The following is a 19177-nucleotide window of genomic DNA, read 5'->3' as shown; positions in this document are numbered from 1 at the left end:
GTAAGCAATGGCTGTTTTTGAAGGGACATTCACCCATACCGAGTCTTTGCGGTTTGCCATTGTCATTGGTCGGTTTAACGACCTGGTGACGGGAAAACTGTTAGAAGGCTGCCAAGATTGTTTGAAGCGCCACGGCATTGATCCTGACCCTCATGGGACTCAGGTTGATTATGCGTGGGTGCCTGGATGCTTTGAGATTCCATTGATGGCACGACAGCTTGCTCTGTCGCACCGCTATGATGCTGTGATTTGCTTAGGAGCCGTTATCCGAGGTTCTACGCCGCACTTTGAGTATGTATCGGCTGAGGTGTCTAAGGGCATTGCTGCCGCAGGTTTTCAAACGGGTATTCCAGTCGTGTTTGGCGTGTTGACCACTGATACCATGCAGCAGGCGCTAGAGCGGGCGGGCATTAAGAGCAATTTGGGCTGGGAATATGCCATGAGCGCGATCGAAATGGCAACTTTGATGAGGCAGGTCAATGCTGCTAGCACCGCGCTAAATGGAGGAGGTGGAACGACTCCGCAAACTCTACCGAATTCGCTCAGAAGTGCGTTGCCTACCCCCGACACTGCTGAGAGCTAAGCCAGTTGAGAAGGTGCGATCGCCTACAACTGGCGCACTTCTGAGTGAATCCTCAATAGCAGCATAGATTAAATAAAGGTTGGGAGTTGACAGCGGTTCATAAGTCTGGCAGCATAGGAGATGCGCAAATTCTGCGGGTGTAGCTCAGTGGTAGAGCGCAACCTTGCCAAGGTTGATGTCGTGGGTTCGAATCCCATCACCCGCTTCCACTTTAAAGCCTTTGATTCTCAGGAGTCAGAGGCTTTGACGTTAGGCGTAGAAATGAATTAAGTTCATATATCTGAATGTGTGTTCATGTGTTAGGATGATGGAGACCTCCAAACAGAAACATAATTATGGCTACCGTAACTCAAATGAAATGTGCTTGCGACTCTTGCCTGTGCATCGTTTCCTTAGCTGATGCTGTCATGAAAGATAGTAAGCCCTATTGCTGTGATGCTTGTGCTACTGGTCACACTAATGGTCAAGGCTGCGGTCATACTGGCTGTGGCTGTGATGCTTAAACCGTTCTATTTAAGGGGTAATTAATGACAAGCTCTGCCGTTCCTAAAATAGTTTCTAATGCTGGTAGTACTGGTAGTACTGAGGCGATCGCTCTAGAGATCTGTGATTCGCCTCACGTTATCAATGCTGAGAAAATACAGCAAGTACAGCAGGAACTGTTATCTCCTGAAAAGGCGCAGCGGATGGCAGAGTTTTTTGCGCTAATGGCTGATGCAAACCGTCTGCGATTGCTTTCACTGTTGGCAAGGCAAGAATGGTGTGTGGGTGATTTGGCAGGGGCGATCGGACTGAGCGAATCTGCGGTTTCCCATCAACTTAAAACCCTGCGTTCTCTGCGGCTAGTGCGCTACCGAAAGCAAGGTCGTCACGTCTTTTATCAACTTCAAGATCACCATGTTTTGAGTCTTTACCAAGCAGTCGCAGAACACTTGGATGAAAACGAGGAATGATTACTAAAGCTTGATGATTCCAGGGTCACTTCAGTTGTCCCTTTCCAATTTTCGTCACTAACATCCATCCTTCAGCTTTACCCAGAACTCGACTTTCTTTCAGCTTTAGAGATGCGATCGCCTCTTTGTTCAACAGTAAATAAGGCTGTGCTTCCCTCTTCCAAATTCGCCTCAGCTTTTGTTGAGAAGCAGGAATCACAGGGCGATCGCTGTAGAAACTTAGTGACGGTCGACCATCAGGAAACGATGTGTATACGGATTCGTTCTTAGGAACAAAGCGCTGAACGATTGCGGCAACAGGTTTGACCGAATAATGCTCTGCTAATTCCCAAACCCAATTATTAGAAGCCATCAACAACAATAGCGATAGATAAGTTCCCCACAGCAACACCGCAATAAACTGTGGATTTTGTCTTGCCATTAAAACGGCTGTCACCAGCATCGTGAGCGCAAAAGCTGCCAACACAAGCTGCAAGTCGAGTTCGGTAAACTGCTGTCCGCTGAAATACGCTACTCCTACGATCGCCGCTAGCGCCAACCCCGCAAACCAGCCCACCCAAACTGGAGAGTACGGCTTAGGAGAAAACTGTGGAATGCTAGCGTGCTGTCCGCGTCGCCAAAGGGCAGCAAGTTGAGCGCCAGTAAGCAGTGCCAACGCTGGATAAAGAGGCAAAATGTACCAGGGCAGCTTGGTCACCATGAGCGAGATAGCCACAAAGTAAACTCCAGCCCAAGCGATCGCCAACTTTGCCCAACTCAAATCTCGGTTGACCCAGGCTAGCCGACCACTTAACGGTAGAAATAGAATCCACGGCACTCCAAACTTCAGCATTTCTAAAAGGTAATACCAGGGTGCGCCTCGATTATTTTCTACATCTGCCCAAATGCGCTGAAACGATTGATTGAATAAGTTATTGCCCAAAAGTTGCCCATAATGAACCCACTGCGCCCCATACCAGAGGGTAGCGGGTAAACTGCCCAGCACAATACCAAACCAAAAGTAGGGCAGAGTCAGCAATCGGGGCGTATCCCACAGCAGGAAAGTCATGGCGATCGCCCCCATCACGATCGCCATCATCACCCCTTTTGTCAAGGCAATTAGCGCCAGTCCTAGCCCCATACCCCACGCATAGCGATAATCTCGCCGACTTCGCACAGCGCACAGCATCATCACCATCACAAAGCACAGCACTGCGCCGTCTAACATTGCCAGCCGTCCATTTCGCACCACGGGCAACGAAGTCAGATACACCAATGCAGCAAGTGCTGCTGGTAAACGCTGATAGAAAAGTTCGCGTCCGATGGCGTAAAGCAACGGCACTGAGCAAGCGGTCAACAGGGCACCAGGAAGGCGGGCTGTCCATTCGTTAACGCCGCCCAGAGAATAAGCGATCGCCACTAATCCATGCACCAAGGGCGGCTTGTTCAGATAAGGCTCACCCCAGATGGTGGGATAGAGCCAGGTGAGAGAACCCGCTGGAGCCTGCCAAATTTCGCGGGCAACCTGTGCCACCAGCCCTTCATCCCAGTCGCGGAGAGGAACGTCGCCCAAGTTGATGGTAAAGAGCGCGATCGCCACTACAGTCAAGGCGAGAATGGTTAAGCGATCGGTCGAGGCGCTGGGGTCGGGGGGCTTCATTTTGCCCAAGGGCTGGTCGGTCATAGGGGAAGTGATTGAGATGGGGATATTTTAAGCCGCCATCTGCTCCATTGGGCTATCCGACAAGCCATCAGACATTTCACTAGGTACGCCATCTTGTGTCAACGAAGGGAAATTGCCGCCCTTTTGAAGCAAGCTCCGAACCATCGCCATCATGGCATCGACCTTACGCGATCGCCATTGATCCACTAAATTCATCACAGCCCCAGCAGGCAACCGTCGATGCATCGCCTCCAGCAAATACGCCGCGTGTCCCTTCTCGTCTTCAGCAATGCTCAACATCCCTTTTTTAAGGTTGATGCTTGCTAAATCATCATCAGGCAAGGCGTTTGCCATGCGGACAAAATCCTTACAGGCATCCAGTTCCAGGATATGAGTACTGCCAAAGAATACTAGCCAATCAATTTGATCAGGGGCAAGGCTGGCTTTGTCGTAGCCTTGATAGTAAGCATCAAAGAATGGGCTGCGGCGGCGTTCATCTGGCTTGCTGTCCGCCTTTTTTTCCGCAGTTGCTTTGAAGTCAATCACCTGTTTGTTGAGTTGCTTTAGCCCGTGGGCAAAAATTTGTCCGTGCCGCTGCTCGTCTTGGGCGTGAGTCTTCAGTTGGTCGGCTAGCCATAAATCGCCCTCAGCGATCGCCCGTTGGCTCAGCGCCTCTAAAAAGGGTACAGAACCCGATTCAGCCATTTGCAGCCCTGCTAATAAATCTGGTCGGGTTTGGCGATCGCGCATATTGCGACCCATAACGTAGGCGGTTGCGCCAGAGCCAATCAGGTGGAGTGTATAGGTCAGGAGGTTCATAGAAGGGTTTTTAGGAAGGGTGGTTTTGCAGAAATCAGAATGCTATCTGGATAGGCTTTCATATATGCTAATGAAATTTTTTAGGGAAGCAGTGTCAGTTGCCACGAATTCAACTATGATGCATGGTCATTCCACGGTTTCAAGTCCTGTCCATCATTGATTCCTTTTTGCAAAGCAATGAAATCTAAACCCAACTCCGATTTTGCGCCGAGTCAGCCCAACCTATCTAGCGCTCCTTCTGTGCCCATTTCTGTTTACAAAGAACTGGCGACAGAACTGCAAGCGACCCGTGCCATGATCGAATCTCTCAATAACCGCAATCAACAGATCGTTCACCAGAATCAAATGATTCGCCAAGAGGTTGAACGAGTGGTGCAAGCATCGTTTAATCTGCAACAAATTGTTGATTTTACGACACTGCCTGAAAACGGGTTGAACCAGGCGATCGCCGATCTATCAGCCCAGTCAAAGAGCGATTTATCGCCCCAGAATCATCTGCCGCTAGAAAGCAATTCCTTGCCTAATAAACTCTTCACCGAAGAACCCAGCCGCCCCCAGAGCACTCAAAAACAATGTAAAAACCTGGGCAATATGGGAATTTTTCTGACTGTTTTAATTGTCGTGTTAACAGCATTTGGGTTAGGATTTGTCGCCGTGAAGCACTTGCTGCCCAACCGATAGTCTGAAAAAAACGCTACTGGTCGCCCCCTTGTGGGTCTCTCGAAGAGATCGCTCCTCCACACGAACTCCCCGCCCCGCCAGTACAGCCAAAACAATGCCGCCCCACCTTAATTTGCCGCTGAGCTAATTGCTCCAGGCTAAAGTCTCGAATGTGGGGACGGGCGGGCTGTTGTCCTTCAGGCTGTTGCACCTCCAGATCTAACATTTGGTTAAAGTCACAGTCGAACAACCGTCCATCCCAAGAAACCGATAGCGTGTTCCGACACATGACTCCCTCAATGGTGCCAGGGTTAAATGCATTGACCAGACGTTCCATATAGCCTTGCAAGTTATTCGACTGCTCCAGCCATTCTAAAAACCGAGAGATGGGCATATTATTGAGCGCAATCAGGCGATCGAACGTCACACCGTAATTTTTCTCCAGTCCTGCCTGCCATTCTTGCTGCATCTTGCTTTGGTTCCCGGCAAGAAAAGCCCCCACCGGATTTGACATCAAGGTCAGCCGCTGCTGCGGATTACCCTTGCCATAGCCCGCTGCATTTAGCCGTTTCAGGGCTTCAATCGATTTCTCAAATGTGCCATCGCCCCGCTGAGTGTCGGTGTTCAACTTGCGATAGTGGGGCAACGAACACACGACCTCTACGCCGCGTTCTGCAAACCATTCCGGCAGGTCTTGCATCGTCGGTAATAACAGCACTGTGAGATTACAGCGATCGATTACCTGCTTGCCCCGCGCCACACATTGATCGACCAAGTAGCAGAAATGGGGATTCAGTTCAGGCGCACCGCCCGTGATATCTACCGTGTGAGCAGTCGTCTGATCGAGTGCCCGCAAACAAGCGTCGATGGTGTCTCGATCCATGTTTTCCTTGCGATCGGGTCCAGCATCCACATGGCAATGGCGGCAAGTCATGTTGCAAAGTTTGCCAATGTTAATTTGAAAAATTTCCAACGCGACAGGCTGAAAGCTTTCAAAACCATGATGGGCGATCGCGGTGGCAAAGTCGCCATTGTGAGGCGTGTAAGATAAATCGATCGCATTGAGCGTATCAATCTCGTACTTCGGGGAGGCTAGGGGCGATCGGCGTTGATGTAACGAAGTTGTTGGCTTTGCCCCTGCTGTCACGCTGCTCAAATTTAATGCTTTAGTTACTTTTTCAGCCATTTCTTCCGCCTGTGTTGCTTCAAACATTCCCAAACTTTCTCCGCTCTTTTGTGACCGAACTACATCCCTAACTTTTTAACCTGATCAATCATCTGCATCCCATGCACCAGGGAAGATCCGCCCCGAATCGCCGTTGCTACATGAACCGCCTCAGTCATTTGTTCCAAGTCAGATCCCTGCTGCAAGCACTCCTTGCTGTATGCCTCAATGCAATAAGGGCACTGCACTGTATGAGATACCGCCAGCGCAATCAGCGCCTTCTCTCGCATAGACAGTGCTCCATCGGCAAACACTGCTCCATAGTAAGCAAAAAACTTTTCTGCTAGTTCCGGCTGTCCCTCCGAAATTTTGCTAAAGTGCGCTAAATGTTCTGGCTTGTAATACTCATCCATTTCTGTTGATCCTTGTCTGAGGTTTTTTAAATCAGGCAGCCTTTAAATCAGAAAGCTTCAGCAATCTACCCTTAAACTCGCTCAACTCTCAATTAGTCTAAAGACTTTCTTCAGGCTATTTCTGTTGGCTGAAATATTCCTGAGAAGCTGCTGAGAAGAGGGCGATCGCTTTACAATAGAGGACTAAACTGTAAAGAAATGTATAGGGTCGGCATGGCAGATCATTTAATTCGGGCAATGGCAGCAGACGGCGGCATTCGGGCGGTTGGAGTCATCACTACGCGGCTCACCGAAGAAGCTAGACAGCGACACAACCTCTCTTATGTTGCTACCGCAGCATTAGGGCGAACCATGACTGCGGGGCTGCTGCTCGTCTCTAGTATGAAGCGGGCAGAATCGCGGGTAAACCTTCGCATTCGGGGCGATGGTCCTCTCGGTGGGGTGATGGTCGATGCAGGGCTAGATGGCACTGTGCGAGGCTACGTCGATCACCCAGAAGTTGAACTGCCGCCCAATGCTAAAGGCAAACTGGATGTGGGTGGGGCGATCGGGGAAGGATTCTTGTACGTAGTGCGAGATGTGGGCTTTGAGTTTCCTTATTCCAGCACCGTAGAGCTAGTTTCTGGAGAAATTGGCGAGGATGTAGCGCACTACCTGGTCAGTTCTGAGCAAACGCCCTCAGCCCTGTTAGTTGGCGTATTTGTGGGGGCAGAAGGCGTGACAGCATCGGGTGGCATCCTGCTCCAGGTCTTGCCTAAAGCGGCTAGAGACGAAGCCTTAGTCGAGCTACTAGAATCACGGGTGGCAACCATGGCAGGCTTTACGCCTCTGTTGCAAGCGGGTAAAACCCTTCCCCAAATTTTTGAAGAACTGATGGGCGACATGGGGCTAAACATTCTGCCCGAAACCCAACTTCTTCGCTTTCACTGCGGTTGCGACTTCGATCGCGTCTTGGGTGCTCTCAAAATTTTGGGTGAGGCAGAACTGCAAGACATGATCATCAAAGATAAGGGGGCTGAGGCGATCTGTCATTTCTGCAACGCCGTTTATCAGGCAGACAGTCAGCAGTTAGAGAAGCTAATCGAGGAATTGCGTGGGGAGCAAGTCGAAGCATAGGTTTATATCACTCTTCTAAGTCTCTGAAGGTCTTCAGGTATTTGGCTTAATTAAGAAGGGGTGATCAAGAAACCATACATAAAAAATAATTCTTCAGTCAAAAATAGAGCTTAGATGGCAAGTAACTTATATGTTACTCTTATCTCTAAGAGGATGTCTGAGAAGTTTAGATTGCTTCCGATCCGCCCCCTAAATCCCCCATTCTGGGGGACTTTGAAGGAGCATTGGTTCGGAAGTCCCCCAGAATGGGGGATTTAGGGGCAAGTGTAAGAATCTTTGATACTTCTCAGACATCCTCTAACATGAAGGTTCAAGAATATCTCAGAGATGACGGTTCAAGCCCTTATCAAAAGTGGTTTGATAATCTAGATGCGATCGCCGCCGCGAAGGTAACAGCCGCAACCTCTCGTTTAGAGTTAGGTAATACATTAAATGTTAAATGGCTTGATGAAATTGGCGAATATAGAATTAATTGGGGCCCAGGGTATCGGATTTACCTAGCTCAGGATGGGAAGCAACTCATCGTCTTATTTGGAGGTGGTACCAAAAAAGGACAGCAAGCAGATATTGAGAAAGCCAAAAAACTTTACCAAGAGTACAAAAATCGAAAGAGAGAGGCTGGTAATCAAGAGAAGAAAGAAGTTAGACAAAAGAAAAGGTAAAGAGGCAATGATTATGGCACTAACAAGAGACCTTGAAGAAACAGTTAATGCGCGGATTCAAAGAGATTCTGCATTTGCAATAGCTCTACTGGATGAAGCCATTTCCCTTTTTCTCAACGGTGAGCCAGAAACCGCAAGACTTATTTTAAGAGATCTCATTAATACAACTGTAGGTTTTGAAGAACTCTCAATTGAAACATCTAAACCGAGTAAGAGTCTCCATCGAATGCTGTCTCTGAAGGGTAATCCTACGATGGACAATCTGACTCTTATTCTCACTGTTCTTCGTAAAAGGCTCCAGGTAGATATTAAAGTACATGTAACGGCGCGAACAGCTTGAGGTTCTCGTCCTTCCTTAGCGCGATCGGGTGCTGAACTTGTTGCAGTAACAGTCCTGAGTTGATTGCCTTATTACAATTAGTAATAAAAATCGTGTGTTTCTACGATCAGTAGAAAGAATAGAAATGGGATAAATATGCGATCGCTGTTGGGATAAAAAAGTGGAATGTACTGTGGTCTTGAAGTATCGGTGTGGCTTGTGGCGATCGTAGTGGGTAGTTTCTAGTTCTCGTATCGTTGGCTGGACTGATGGTTCGCTCCTGAGCGCCATTCACCTCTCCACGACATTCAGCTATCTTCGTATTGGCAACAGTCCAACATCAAAGATTATCCAGATTTTGGGAGATAATTCTGACATAGTTATTCAGTTTAGAGATAGAAGGTCGGAAAGCATTTTGGTGTTGGGATAGCTCGAAATGGCAAGTTTTCCAAGAGCCTTCTTAAAGAAAGCTAGCTTACATACGAAGCGATCGATCATCCGGCTATTAAACCTATCGTTGCTCTGTTCAAAGGCTTCATGGACGCAAAATGAAACGGCTTCTGATTCTCGGCGGCACAGGCGATGCAGTCGCTTTAGCAAAACAAGCGGCACAAATTCCCTACCTCGAAACCATCACCTCCCTTGCCGGACGTACCCAGACCGCTTCAGCCCCCGGGAATACCCGCATTGGAGGGTTTGGCGGGGCAGCAGGCTTAGCAGATTACTTGCGCGATCGCCAAATCCATCTTCTCGTTGATGCCACCCACCCTTTCGCGGCACAAATCACCTGGAATGCCTCAATCGCTGCGAAAGAAGTCGGAATTCCTCACCTGATGCTAATTCGTTCTGCTTGGGAAAAGACTGCGGGCGATCGCTGGATTGAGGTAGAAAGTAACGCCATTGCCGCCACCGTTTTACCCGCACAGCGAATATTTTTAACCATTGGTCGCCAGGAACTATCAGCCTTTGCGCAGCGGTTAGACTGTTGGTTTTTAATGCGAATGATTGACCCGCCTACGTCAGATGCAAGGGTACCCAACGGCAAGATTTTATTGGAGAGAGGCCCTTTTGCCGTCGCAGATGAACGAGCTTTGTTGCAGAACTATAACATTGGGGCGATCGTTAGTAAGAACAGCGGTGGAGAGGCAACTTACGCCAAAATCATTGCAGCGAGAGAGATGGAAATTCCTGTGGTTATGGTGCAACGTCCGATAATGCCAATAGGAGAAGTAGCGACGCGGGTAGAGGAAGCATTGAATTGGATATTGAAAGATCAATAAAGAAGAACCTTATTGGATAAAATTCTGTGAGAAAGATTTACTTTCAGGGAATCTTAAATTACTTAGCTTCTCTTAAAGTCTTCGCTCCTACCCCTAATTAATCCTATTTAAAATCATGAAAGTCGCCGTTGGGCACAGCAACGATCCAGATTCTCCTGCCGCTATCACTGAAGTTTTAGAGCAATGTGTCAGCACCTTATCAGGCTTAAAGCCCCAAGCTGGAATCTTGTTTGCTGCGATCGATTTTGACCACTCGCTGATTCTGCATCAAATTGACCAGGCATTGCCAGGAATCGAACTGATCGGCGGCACAACCGACGGCGAACTCTCATCTCTCATGGGCTTTCAGCAAGATTCCCTCACCCTCATGCTCTTCTGTGCCGACGCTCTAGAAATTAGGGCTGGCATTGGACGAGCAGTTTCAAAAAATCCGGGTGTTGCCACCCAACAAGCAGTAGCACAAGCCAGTTCTACCCTTAGCCTTCCTCCCAAATTGTGTCTAACTACCCCTGAAAGCCTGACCACTAGCGCCACATTAATTCTAGACGGGTTAAAGTTGGCGCTTGGCGAAGTGCCCATTTTTGGTGGACTAACCGGAGATCAGTCGCGGCTACGACAAACCTACCAATTTTTTAAAACTGAGGTATTGAGTGACGCAGTGCCCGTTTTGCTGTTTGCAGGAGACTTGCACCTCTCTTGCGGAGTCGCGAGTGGATGGCAGCCTGTGGGGCAGGCGGGGACAGTGACGAAGAGCCATCAAAATGTGGTCGAAGAAATCAATGACAAACCTGCTCTAGATTTCTATTCTCGCTATTTAGGCGGATTGCCGCCCTCTGCTGAATATCCTTTAGCTGTATTCAATAATCATTCGGCAAATTTTTATTTGCGGGCACCTCATGAAGTTCATGATCTAGCACAAGGCAGCATTAAGTTTGCTGGAGATGTTCCGGAGAGGGCGATCGTTCAAATTACCGAAGCTAGTCGCGCCGAAATTCTGACGGCAGCCAAAACCTCAATGCAACAGGCTCTAGGCAGCTATCCTGGCACAGAACCTAGCGCAGCTTTATTCTTTTCCTGTGTGGGTCGGCGGCAACTCTTGGGAATGCAAATTCAGGAAGAATACCAGTTGGTCAACAGTTGTTTATCTTCTCCGTTACCTAGCTGTGGTTTTTATACTTATGGCGAAATCTCTCCGTTTGAGCTAGCAGGCAACACTCAATATCATAATGAAACCTTTATTACTCTAATTTTTGGAACCCGATGAGGGAAAAAGCACATGGTTGGTACTCACGATTTATCAGCACTGGAGAAAGAAAACCGAATTTTGCAAAAGAAATTAGAGCGGGCAGAGGCAACTTGTCGTGAGCTAGATGCAACCAATCAAAGAAAAGAAGCCTTTCTACGTCAAATTATTCAAGAATCACGAGAATCTCAGGATGTTTTAGAACAGCGCACTGCCGAACTTCAGCAAGTGGTGCAACAGTTACAGCAAGCTCTAAGCGATCGCCAAGCCGCAGAATTACAGCTTAAACAGCAAGCACAAAATTTAGAGCAAGCCTTGAATGACCTTCAGCGCACCCAATCGCAACTGATTCAGAGTGAAAAGATGTCTTCCCTAGGGCAATTGGTTGCTGGAATTGCTCATGAGATCAATAATCCTGTCAGTTTTGTCTACGGCAATATCAACCATGTCGAAGCCTATTTCCACAGTCTGCTCAGTTTAATTGGTCATTACCAAACCTATTATCCTAATCCTGAACTCATTATTACTAAAACCATTGCTGCCATTGAGCTAGACTTTCTTCGAGACGACCTGCCAAAATTGCTGGAGTCCATGAGACGGGGAACCGAGCGCATCAAAAAAATTGTTCTGTCTCTGCGAAATTTTGCACGCATGGACGAATCTGAATTTAAAGCAGTAGATCTTCATGAGGGAATTGAGAGTACGCTGATGATTTTAGAAAATCGTCTCAAAGCACAAGCTCATCGTTCAACCATTGAGATCATCCGAGAGTATGAGCATTTACCGTTAGTAGAATGCTATGCAGGACAAATGAATCAAGTCTTTGTTAACATTTTAGTTAATGCTATTGATGCATTCGACGAACAAAGACAGGACGTTGATTTGCTAGAAAATTCACAAAGCGATCGACAAAATTTTATTCGTATCATTACCTCAATGACAGATGCTCAATATGCCACTATTCGGTTCGTTGACAATGGCTTGGGAATCGCAGAAGCTGACCAAAAACGATTGTTTGATCCCTTTTTCACGACAAAGCCAGTTGGGAAGGGCACAGGCATGGGGCTGGCGATCGCCTACCAAACTGTGACCGAACGCCACAGGGGCACTCTCGAATGTCTATCATCTGTGGGGCAAGGAGCGGAGTTTATTATAAGAATTCCTTTGCACCATGAAACTCGCTAAACTTAGAACATTCTCAATTGGAGGTCACTCTGATGGTCGCCACTCCCCCCCTTAAGAAAAGACCCGAATTGGTTATCTCCTGGGAAAAACCCCCAGCCGACTTTCAACTTGATCATTTACCTGTGGACAATACAACCCAACCTTTGATTGCTGGAGCCTTGAGTGAAAGCTTAGAAATCGCACAGCGCGTTCAACCTGAAAACTTAATCGCCACCAATTTTGGATTATGTGCCACAGTCGGTGGTGAACTGGCTGTTAAAGCCCCAGATTGGCTCTATGTCTCCAGCGTTCTTAAACCCCAGAGCGATCGCAAAACCTACACTCCAAAACTAGAAGGAGACATCCCCAGCATTGTGATGGAATTTCTCTCTGCCACAGATGGCGGTGAATATTCTATTCGCCAAATTCCCCCTGTCGGAAAGTGGTTCTTTTATGAACAAGTGTTGCAGGTGCCTACCTATATTGTGTTTGAGCCAGAATCGGGACTGTTGGAAGTCTACCGCTTACAATCTGGTCATTACACTCTAGAGCAGCCTAATGAAAATGGCTTCCACTGGTTTGAAGAGCTACAGCTATTTTTGGGCGCTTGGCGTGGTGAAAAAGAAGGGCGTTTTGGCTACTGGCTGCGCTGGTGGGATGCTGAGGCGAGATTATTGCCTTGGGCATTAGAACAGGTTGAGATAGAACGACAGCGTGCTGAGACAGAGCGGCAGCGTGCTGAGACAGAACGGCAACGCGCCGATCGCTTAGCAGAAGCATTGAGGAAACAGGGCATTGATCCCGATGCGATCGCTTGAGCTTACATCCCAAAAGCTTTGCCTCTTTTCCTAAATCTTGCTGGAATCGATTAAGCGGCGATCGCATTGCTCATGGCTAACGCTAAAATCTGTAGGAGAGACACCGTAGCCCCAGCCGCCATGACATCCCCTGTAGATTTTCAAGACTCCTTTGACATTGTCGTCGTTGGCGCGGGACACGCTGGGTGCGAAGCTGCCCTGGCAGCGGCAAGATTAGGCTGCCGGACACTTTTGCTGACCCTTAACTTGGATAAAATTGCCTGGCAGCCCTGTAACCCAGCCGTAGGAGGTCCTGCCAAAACTCAGCTTACCAACGAAGTCGATGCGCTAGGCGGCGAAATTGGTAAAGTGGCAGACCGTACCTATCTGCAAAAGCGGGTGCTGAATATTTCGCGCGGTCCGGCCGTGTGGGCGCTTCGGGCACAGACCGACAAGCGGGAATACGCGGCAGTCATGAAAACTACTGTCGAGAATCAAGCTAACCTCAGCGTCCGAGAAGGGATGGTGACGGATCTGGTATTGGGTAAAAATGAGGAAATTATTGGCGTTAAAACCTACTTTGGGGTGGCGTTTGAGTGCAAAGCGGTGATCTTAACGACGGGAACATTTCTGGGCGGCGTTATTTGGGTGGGCAATAAGTCCATGCCTGCTGGACGCGCTGGAGAGTTTGCGGCTGTTGAACTGACAGAAACTTTAAACCGTTTGGGTTTTGAAACCGGGCGGCTGAAGACTGGCACCCCGGCGAGAGTAGACAGGCGATCGCTTGATTACACCCATCTCGAACCCCAACCCGGCGATGCCGAAGTGCGCTGGTTTAGCTTCGACCCCGAAGTGTGGGTCGAGCGCGAACAAATGCCCTGTTACCTCACGCGCACCACCCCCGAAACCCATCGGCTCATCCGCGAAAACCTCCACCTATCGCCCATCTATGGCGGCTGGGTCGATTCTAAAGGCCCTCGCTATTGCCCCAGCATTGAAGATAAAATCGTTCGCTTTGCTGACAAAGAATCCCACCAGATTTTTATTGAGCCAGAAGGACGAGATATTCCAGAGCTTTACATTCAAGGCTTCTCGACTGGGTTGCCAGAGCGCTTGCAAGTGCAAATGCTGCGATCGCTCCCCGGCTTAGAAAACTGCACGATGCTGCGTCCTGCCTACGCCGTTGAGTATGATTATCTGCCCGCTACTCAGTGCTATCCCACCCTGATGACAAAGAAGGTAGAAGGGCTGTTTTGTTCAGGGCAAGTCAACGGCACGACAGGCTATGAAGAAGCAGCGGCACAAGGTCTAGTTGCAGGGATCAATGCTGCCCGAATGGTTAAGGGACAAGAAATGATCATCTTCCCCCGTGAATATAGCTACTTGGGTACTTTACTAGATGATCTTTGTACTAAAGACCTGCGAGAGCCTTATCGAATGCTGACTTCTCGGTCGGAATATCGGCTGCTGTTGCGATCGGATAATGCTGACCAACGCTTAACAACCTTGGGGCGTGAGGTCGGCTTAATTGACGATCGCCGTTGGTCACTCTTTACCCACAAACAAGCCAACATTATTGCTGAAAAAGAGCGTCTTCACGAAATGCGCGTCAAGGAACACGATCCCATTGGGCAACAAATTGCGGCGGATACGCAGCAAACGATCAAAGGCTCCGTTACCCTTGCCGATTTACTGCGTCGCCCTGGGTTCCATTACGTTGATCTCGATCGCTATCGTCTTAGCAATCCGTCTCTCACTCAATCCGAGCGCGAAGGCGCAGAAATCGATATCAAATACTCCGGCTACATTCAGCGCCAACAAGCCCAAATAGACCAGGTTGCGCGTCAGGCTAACCGGGCTTTGCCTGCTGATTTAGACTATGCCGCCATCCTCACCCTGTCAAAGGAATCCCGTGAAAAACTGGCGAAGGTCAAGCCTCTCACCATTGGGCAGGCGACTCGAATTGGCGGGGTAAACCCGGCAGATGTGAATGCGCTGTTAGTTCATTTAGAAGTGCGATCGCGGCAGATGGCAGTGCAATAACAACTATTAAATCTGCGCGACCGAAACTGCATTAACATCAGCATGGCGATCGAACAATACACGCGGACGTAACAGCACTCGAAACAGAATCCAGATCGACTGGAACTCCCCAGGCGTATGCCGCCGCTTCCACTGACCTGGACGACAAAATAGTATTTTGACTAATTGTCGCTGTTGTTCTAAATTGGGTTGCTGAAATATGACGCGCACCGTTGGAAACTCGTGACTAAAGTCAGTGCGAATCACCTGTCCTGCGATAGAGAGACCATGTTCTAAAATTTCCAAAGTAAGCGGTAAGCTTTCTGTTGCTAGTTCCGGGAAACCTGGTTGAGTTAGGGCAACTTCCACCCCAATTTCCGAAATCATGGTAGTAACACCCCAGAATGTTGCATTGCCTAAGTTAAGTTGCACCGTCCGCCGCAGATCAAACCATTCATAGGGGCTAGGTCTGGGTACATCTAGCAGAATCAATAGCGCTGTACCAATCATAACCAGGTTGTAGATGCTCCAAATCCAGCCCAAGCCGAGCCCTTTAGAAGAAGTATCGTAGCCCTCTGTCCAGCCGCCTTGAATCATGCAGTTGCCAAAGTTAATCCAAAGGCTAATGGCAGAGGCAACAAAGAGAATGAGCAGCGGTAAAGCCAATCTCCAGTTGTAGGAAAAACGATCGCTTGCCGTCCCTTTAGGCGTTACTTTAAACCCTCGTGAGAACGGATTAAGCATTACCCGTATGACCGTTACTGCCAAGGGAAAACATAGCACCAATGAATAAATATCTGAAAGGAGTGCAGAACGCGATCGATGATTGAGCCAGGAAAACACCGAGAGTTGCACCAGGTAATAGGGTAGAAAAAAGTAAAGAATTTCAGCAGTACTGGCTCGAATGGGAATGACACCAAAAAAAGAATACGCTAACGGTACCAGTAAAAACCCGATCCTAGAAATGCTGGTAAACCAGTGCAGTAAACCTTCTAAATGCGCTAAGCGTTGCACCAGGTTGAGCCCTGGAATGGTAAGAGGATTGGCTTTAATAAAGAAGGCTTGCAGCGTGCCTCTTGCCCAACGAAGGCGTTGGATAGCATGGGCAGTAATATTTTCGGCAGCCAATCCAGCGCTAAGTTTTTCGTCGAGATAAATCAGTCGATAGCCTTGAGCGGCAATGCGAATGCCAGTAAAATAGTCTTCGCTAAGAGAGTCGGTGACAAAGCCTCCAGCGGCGGCTAAGGCGCTGCGACGCATGACAAAAGAGGTGCCTGCGCAAATCACGCTACCAGCCCCATCGCGGATAGGTTGAATTTGGCGATAAAAGACTTCTTCTTCGGGAGTTAGAACATTTTCTAAGCCGAGGTTACGGGCGATCGGGTCTGGGTTATAAAAGCTTTGGGGCGTTTGAACCAGAGCAAGCTGAGCATCTTGAAAAAAGCCAACAGTGCGGGTGAGGAAGTTTGTAGTCGGGACAAAGTCAGCATCGAACACGACGATGAGTTCGCCTGTCGTCTGGGCGATCGCATGGTTCAAATTCCCAGCTTTGGCGTAGTTGTTATCAGGACGAGAAATGTATTCACAGCCCAACTCTGCTGCTAATGCCCTAACTTCAGAACGATGGGTGTCATCTAGCAAATAAACTTTTTTGCAAGGATAATCTAACGCCTGACAGCCCATGATTGTCCGCTGCAAAATGAACATAGGTTCGTCGTAGGTCGGAATCAGAACATCTACCGTAGGCGTGAACGTGCCCGTCATCACATCTAGAGAAACTTGATCAGCTTGACGACGACGATCGGGAACACGTAGCATCAAAAACATAAGAATGCAGTTGCTTAGCAGCATGAATAGCTCTAGGAAAAATAATCCCAGGCTAACGACTCCATCTAGAGGCGTGCTGACATTAAGTGTAGAAGCCGATCGCCACAGTAAATAGCGAATAGTCAGGAACAGCAAAATTGTAACGACTACCACCCGCGACCAATCTTTGGGTCGCGGTGAGGCTTTCATCACCCCTAACACAATTAAGAACAGTGCCACGGTCGGAAAAACAAGAAATTCTCCGGCTACCATGGGCACTTCTAACCACAGGGGCGGGCTTTGCTGAATTTCGTTGAGATGAGCAAAAATTTTGAGAATGTTCCCTTGTCCGGCAAACCAGGCAGCCGCGATCGCCCCTGATACCGCAATTACCGCCAGCATGACTAAAGTAGCAGCTTGTGGACGTAAAAATTTTTTAGGTCGAGACAGCGCTGGGCTGGAGCGATCGCCGGGTGGATCGGTAGGGCGGTCGAGGGGGGTTGTTCTCATTAAATTTGTCCTTAATCAAATTCTCAAGCTCTCAAATCAAGATGAGAACCCGATGAAAATTATCTGAGAAAACGAGCGAAAATTTTCCTTTTATTTCTCAGCTAAAAATCATTCTAGGTTTAACCTGACTGCTTAAAGTTTACTTACGGCTGTAATAGAACCGAGAGATACACGAAGAATTAACTAAAAACTGAACTAGGGAAATTGAATCATGATGACATTAAAGTACCTGACGCTAGGAGCGATCGTCGCTGTTGCTACCCTTACCATAGCTTGCACTCGAAATGAAGCCGCCCTTCAGCCTACAGAGGCAGTCACCCCCTCGTCTGTGATCTCAAACCCAACTCAACCGCAGATATTTGCTGCATCTCCGGTAGCTCAATCCGGTCAATTCGTTGCCTCCGAGCATCCAACTGAGGGCACAGCGAGGATTGTGACAGAAAACGGCAAGCGTTATTTGGTGTTTGATCAAGCGTTTAAGTCGGATGAAGGTCCCGATTTATTTGTGTTGCTGCACCGAGATCAAATGCCCCAAACTTATGATGCGCAGAACTATATTAGTTTGGGCAGATTACAAAGCGTTAAAGGCGAACAGCGCTATGCCATTCCCGATGATGTAGACTTAGCCAACTTTCAATCAGCGGTAATCTGGTGTCGTCAATTTAACGCTACGTTCGGCTACGCACCCTTTACTTCATTGTAAGTGGATCATTATAAGTATTGATTGCGCTATGCTTCCAGCAGGTGCTTTTGTGATTTCGCAAAAGCACCTGCTGGAAGCATGAATGCTGGGAACGAGAACACTTTTGAGACGAAGAGGCTTGATATGGGCGCGAAAGATATTGCAGGGTTAGTTCATCCGGCGATCGCCATCTTTTTTGTATTTCCTATTATTGGCATAGTGGTTAACTACGCTTGGCAAACCCGCCAACGTCGCCTTAAAGCAGCAGACGGCACCAAAGGAAAAATTCCGTCTAACGTCGGTTCTGAACATCTTAAGTTAGGGCAATGGCTTAGCAATTCAGTCGTGGGGCTAGTGTTAATTGGAGTAGCGCATCCTATTTTCTCCAAAATGATCCCCGATCAAACCTGGACAAAAGACGCAACTCGCTTTACCTTCGTGGTCTTGCTTTTCCCCCTGACGATCGCCTCTCTCGTCATTCTCAACCAGGCGCGTCCCAAACTTTGGAGAGGAATCTTTGCCTCATTAACAAGCATGGGGCTGATTTTGCTGGGTTGCCAACCCGAGGTCTTTCGACGGGGCTACGAGTGGTATGTCTCGCACTACTACTACGGCATTGCCGCAGCAATGCTGATGATTTTTTCCCTTGCCATTTTTCCTGACATCTACCAAGATCGGACAAATCGCTGGCGCAATATTCACATCGTACTTAACTGTATTGCGCTGTTGCTGTTTGTGGGGCAAGCCTTCACCGGAACTCGCGACTTGTTAGAAATTCCGCTCAGTTGGCAACAAACTCATCTCTATAAGTGCGATTTTACAAAATTGATTTGTCCGCCATAAATTCTAGTTCTATTAAATCCCCGCCCAAGCCAGCAGTTTTTAGGGTTTACAAACCCATTTCCAAAGAGGATGACTTTTACCTTGTTGGCGAATTCTGAGAACCTGTTTTTCTAGCGATCGCCATTCCTCTGCCGAAATTCCTTGCACAATATTACGGCTTTGCCACAGTAAAACGCTCATTGTCCAAGCCACACAGAGCGCCAGTCCAATCGAGGCAACCCGATTGTAGATGATCGTATAACGGACAGCCGTCCAGGTAAAATAATCGAGCCATAGCTCAATTTCAGAGCGTAAATGCCACAAGCAAAGTGGAGCAATGAACAGCCAAAGCAGGGCGACAAACAACCAGCGGCTATACACTGTAACCTGATGCAGTCTAAGAACTTGCTGTTGAAATTGGGTTTGAGAATCTGGTAGTAATTCTTTGGGTAAGTCTTCGGGGCGAGTCATATACAGCGTGACACGAAGGGAAAGCGGCCCATAACGCTATCAAAATAG

The 19177-nt window shown here is 48.3% G+C and carries 20 protein-coding genes and 1 tRNA gene; 15 read left to right on the top strand and 6 right to left on the bottom strand.

Translation table 11 applies throughout. The annotated features are described in order from the left end of the window. Positions 1-7 precede the first annotated feature (7 nt). From ribH to KME11_00920, 4 genes are all read left to right on the top strand, one after another. Positions 8-583 (top strand): 6,7-dimethyl-8-ribityllumazine synthase, encoded by a 576-nt coding sequence (ribH, locus tag KME11_00935; protein MBW4513771.1) that lies wholly within the window; start codon positions 8-10, stop codon positions 581-583. Between the two features lie 133 nt (positions 584-716). Beyond that, positions 717-788 (top strand) — tRNA-Gly (locus KME11_00930). 130 nt (positions 789-918) lie between these two features. After that, a complete protein-coding gene (locus KME11_00925) occupies positions 919-1086 on the top strand; it encodes a metallothionein (GenBank protein ID MBW4513770.1) in 168 nt (55 codons plus the stop codon). A gap of 24 nt (positions 1087-1110) precedes the next feature. Then, positions 1111-1536 carry a metalloregulator ArsR/SmtB family transcription factor gene (locus tag KME11_00920; GenBank protein ID MBW4513769.1) on the top strand — a complete coding sequence of 142 codons (426 nt, stop codon included), beginning with the start codon at positions 1111-1113 and terminating at the stop codon, positions 1534-1536. 25 nt (positions 1537-1561) lie between these two features. On the opposite strand, the gene KME11_00915 is transcribed toward KME11_00920, so the two are convergent. Together KME11_00915 and KME11_00910 are read right to left on the bottom strand one after the other, a co-directional pair. Further along, the gene (locus KME11_00915; protein MBW4513768.1) at positions 1562-3199 is read right to left on the bottom strand and encodes a glycosyltransferase family 39 protein; all 1638 of its coding nucleotides are present in this window, start codon (positions 3197-3199) and stop codon (positions 1562-1564) included. A gap of 27 nt (positions 3200-3226) precedes the next feature. After that, positions 3227-3997 carry a ferritin-like domain-containing protein gene (locus tag KME11_00910; GenBank protein ID MBW4513767.1) on the bottom strand — a complete coding sequence of 257 codons (771 nt, stop codon included), beginning with the start codon at positions 3995-3997 and terminating at the stop codon, positions 3227-3229. Positions 3998-4174: 177 nt separating this feature from the next. Between KME11_00910 and KME11_00905 the strand changes: the two genes are divergently transcribed. Beyond that, positions 4175-4678 carry a hypothetical protein gene (locus tag KME11_00905; GenBank protein MBW4513766.1) on the top strand — a complete coding sequence of 168 codons (504 nt, stop codon included), beginning with the start codon at positions 4175-4177 and terminating at the stop codon, positions 4676-4678. A gap of 13 nt (positions 4679-4691) precedes the next feature. Here KME11_00905 and arsS read toward each other — a convergent pair whose 3' ends face one another. Both arsS and KME11_00895 read right to left on the bottom strand, forming a co-directional pair. Further along, positions 4692-5843 carry an arsenosugar biosynthesis radical SAM protein ArsS gene (arsS, locus tag KME11_00900; protein ID MBW4513765.1) on the bottom strand — a complete coding sequence of 384 codons (1152 nt, stop codon included), beginning with the start codon at positions 5841-5843 and terminating at the stop codon, positions 4692-4694. A gap of 59 nt (positions 5844-5902) precedes the next feature. Next, the gene (locus KME11_00895; GenBank protein ID MBW4513764.1) at positions 5903-6235 is read right to left on the bottom strand and encodes an arsenosugar biosynthesis-associated peroxidase-like protein; all 333 of its coding nucleotides are present in this window, start codon (positions 6233-6235) and stop codon (positions 5903-5905) included. Positions 6236-6448: 213 nt separating this feature from the next. Between KME11_00895 and hslO the strand changes: the two genes are divergently transcribed. The 8 genes from hslO to mnmG all read left to right on the top strand — a co-directional run bounded on the left by hslO (position 6449) and on the right by mnmG (position 14859). Beyond that, entirely contained in the window at positions 6449-7351 is a 903-nt protein-coding gene (gene hslO / locus KME11_00890) for an Hsp33 family molecular chaperone HslO (GenBank protein ID MBW4513763.1), read from the top strand. 302 nt (positions 7352-7653) lie between these two features. Beyond that, positions 7654-8013 carry a type II toxin-antitoxin system RelE/ParE family toxin gene (locus KME11_00885; protein ID MBW4513762.1) on the top strand — a complete coding sequence of 120 codons (360 nt, stop codon included), beginning with the start codon at positions 7654-7656 and terminating at the stop codon, positions 8011-8013. Between the two features lie 13 nt (positions 8014-8026). Continuing rightward, positions 8027-8353: a transcriptional regulator gene (locus KME11_00880; GenBank protein MBW4513761.1), complete on the top strand. Its 327-nt coding sequence runs from the start codon at positions 8027-8029 to the stop codon at positions 8351-8353. 527 nt (positions 8354-8880) lie between these two features. Continuing rightward, the gene (locus KME11_00875; GenBank protein ID MBW4513760.1) at positions 8881-9612 is read left to right on the top strand and encodes a cobalt-precorrin-6A reductase; all 732 of its coding nucleotides are present in this window, start codon (positions 8881-8883) and stop codon (positions 9610-9612) included. Between the two features lie 112 nt (positions 9613-9724). Further along, complete coding sequence (locus KME11_00870; GenBank protein ID MBW4513759.1) at positions 9725-10876, top strand: FIST C-terminal domain-containing protein; 1152 nt, start codon at positions 9725-9727, stop codon at positions 10874-10876. A gap of 12 nt (positions 10877-10888) precedes the next feature. Then, the gene (locus KME11_00865; GenBank protein ID MBW4513758.1) at positions 10889-12040 is read left to right on the top strand and encodes a sensor histidine kinase; all 1152 of its coding nucleotides are present in this window, start codon (positions 10889-10891) and stop codon (positions 12038-12040) included. A gap of 32 nt (positions 12041-12072) precedes the next feature. Continuing rightward, on the top strand, positions 12073-12837 hold the full coding sequence (locus tag KME11_00860) for a Uma2 family endonuclease (protein MBW4513757.1): 765 nt from the start codon (positions 12073-12075) through the stop codon (positions 12835-12837). Positions 12838-12957: 120 nt separating this feature from the next. Next, positions 12958-14859, top strand: coding sequence for a tRNA uridine-5-carboxymethylaminomethyl(34) synthesis enzyme MnmG (mnmG, locus tag KME11_00855; protein MBW4513756.1), 1902 nt, complete (start codon positions 12958-12960; stop codon positions 14857-14859). A gap of 6 nt (positions 14860-14865) precedes the next feature. On the opposite strand, the gene KME11_00850 is transcribed toward mnmG, so the two are convergent. Then, complete coding sequence (locus tag KME11_00850; protein ID MBW4513755.1) at positions 14866-17046, bottom strand: glycosyltransferase; 2181 nt, start codon at positions 17044-17046, stop codon at positions 14866-14868. A 319-nt stretch (positions 17047-17365) separates the two neighbouring features. Here KME11_00850 and KME11_00845 point away from each other — a divergent pair, with 319 nt between their 5' ends. Together KME11_00845 and KME11_00840 are read left to right on the top strand one after the other, a co-directional pair. Beyond that, positions 17366-17857, top strand: a complete 492-nt coding sequence (locus KME11_00845; GenBank protein ID MBW4513754.1) for a DM13 domain-containing protein — start codon at positions 17366-17368, stop codon at positions 17855-17857. 123 nt (positions 17858-17980) lie between these two features. Next, a complete protein-coding gene (locus tag KME11_00840; protein MBW4513753.1) occupies positions 17981-18679 on the top strand; it encodes a DUF4079 domain-containing protein in 699 nt (232 codons plus the stop codon). A 39-nt stretch (positions 18680-18718) separates the two neighbouring features. Here KME11_00840 and KME11_00835 read toward each other — a convergent pair whose 3' ends face one another. After that, positions 18719-19129: a hypothetical protein gene (locus KME11_00835; GenBank protein ID MBW4513752.1), complete on the bottom strand. Its 411-nt coding sequence runs from the start codon at positions 19127-19129 to the stop codon at positions 18719-18721. Between the last annotated feature and the right edge of the window lie 48 nt (positions 19130-19177).

The sequence above is a fragment of the Timaviella obliquedivisa GSE-PSE-MK23-08B genome (assembly GCA_019358855.1).
GTDB lineage: Bacteria > Cyanobacteriota > Cyanobacteriia > Elainellales > Elainellaceae > Timaviella > Timaviella obliquedivisa.
Note: the sequence above shows the minus strand (reverse complement) of the source record. Positions and strands in the feature narration are given on the sequence as shown.

What these genes read in the sequence shown, in the direction of transcription:
- ribH (MBW4513771.1), top strand. Translation starts at nt 8, where the DNA reads ATGGCTGTTTTTGAAGGGACATTCACCCATACCGAGTCTTTGCGGTTT.
- KME11_00925 (MBW4513770.1), top strand. Translation starts at nt 919, where the DNA reads ATGGCTACCGTAACTCAAATGAAATGTGCTTGCGACTCTTGCCTGTGC.
- KME11_00920 (MBW4513769.1), top strand. Translation starts at nt 1,111, where the DNA reads ATGACAAGCTCTGCCGTTCCTAAAATAGTTTCTAATGCTGGTAGTACT.
- KME11_00915 (MBW4513768.1), bottom strand. Translation starts at nt 3,199, where the DNA reads ATGACCGACCAGCCCTTGGGCAAAATGAAGCCCCCCGACCCCAGCGCC.
- KME11_00910 (MBW4513767.1), bottom strand. Translation starts at nt 3,997, where the DNA reads ATGAACCTCCTGACCTATACACTCCACCTGATTGGCTCTGGCGCAACC.
- KME11_00905 (MBW4513766.1), top strand. Translation starts at nt 4,175, where the DNA reads ATGAAATCTAAACCCAACTCCGATTTTGCGCCGAGTCAGCCCAACCTA.
- arsS (MBW4513765.1), bottom strand. Translation starts at nt 5,843, where the DNA reads ATGGCTGAAAAAGTAACTAAAGCATTAAATTTGAGCAGCGTGACAGCA.
- KME11_00895 (MBW4513764.1), bottom strand. Translation starts at nt 6,235, where the DNA reads ATGGATGAGTATTACAAGCCAGAACATTTAGCGCACTTTAGCAAAATT.
- hslO (MBW4513763.1), top strand. Translation starts at nt 6,449, where the DNA reads ATGGCAGATCATTTAATTCGGGCAATGGCAGCAGACGGCGGCATTCGG.
- KME11_00885 (MBW4513762.1), top strand. Translation starts at nt 7,654, where the DNA reads ATGAAGGTTCAAGAATATCTCAGAGATGACGGTTCAAGCCCTTATCAA.
- KME11_00880 (MBW4513761.1), top strand. Translation starts at nt 8,027, where the DNA reads ATGGCACTAACAAGAGACCTTGAAGAAACAGTTAATGCGCGGATTCAA.
- KME11_00875 (MBW4513760.1), top strand. Translation starts at nt 8,881, where the DNA reads ATGAAACGGCTTCTGATTCTCGGCGGCACAGGCGATGCAGTCGCTTTA.
- KME11_00865 (MBW4513758.1), top strand. Translation starts at nt 10,889, where the DNA reads ATGGTTGGTACTCACGATTTATCAGCACTGGAGAAAGAAAACCGAATT.
- KME11_00860 (MBW4513757.1), top strand. Translation starts at nt 12,073, where the DNA reads ATGGTCGCCACTCCCCCCCTTAAGAAAAGACCCGAATTGGTTATCTCC.
- mnmG (MBW4513756.1), top strand. Translation starts at nt 12,958, where the DNA reads ATGACATCCCCTGTAGATTTTCAAGACTCCTTTGACATTGTCGTCGTT.
- KME11_00850 (MBW4513755.1), bottom strand. Translation starts at nt 17,046, where the DNA reads ATGCTGGCGGTAATTGCGGTATCAGGGGCGATCGCGGCTGCCTGGTTT.
- KME11_00845 (MBW4513754.1), top strand. Translation starts at nt 17,366, where the DNA reads ATGATGACATTAAAGTACCTGACGCTAGGAGCGATCGTCGCTGTTGCT.
- KME11_00840 (MBW4513753.1), top strand. Translation starts at nt 17,981, where the DNA reads ATGGGCGCGAAAGATATTGCAGGGTTAGTTCATCCGGCGATCGCCATC.
- KME11_00835 (MBW4513752.1), bottom strand. Translation starts at nt 19,129, where the DNA reads ATGACTCGCCCCGAAGACTTACCCAAAGAATTACTACCAGATTCTCAA.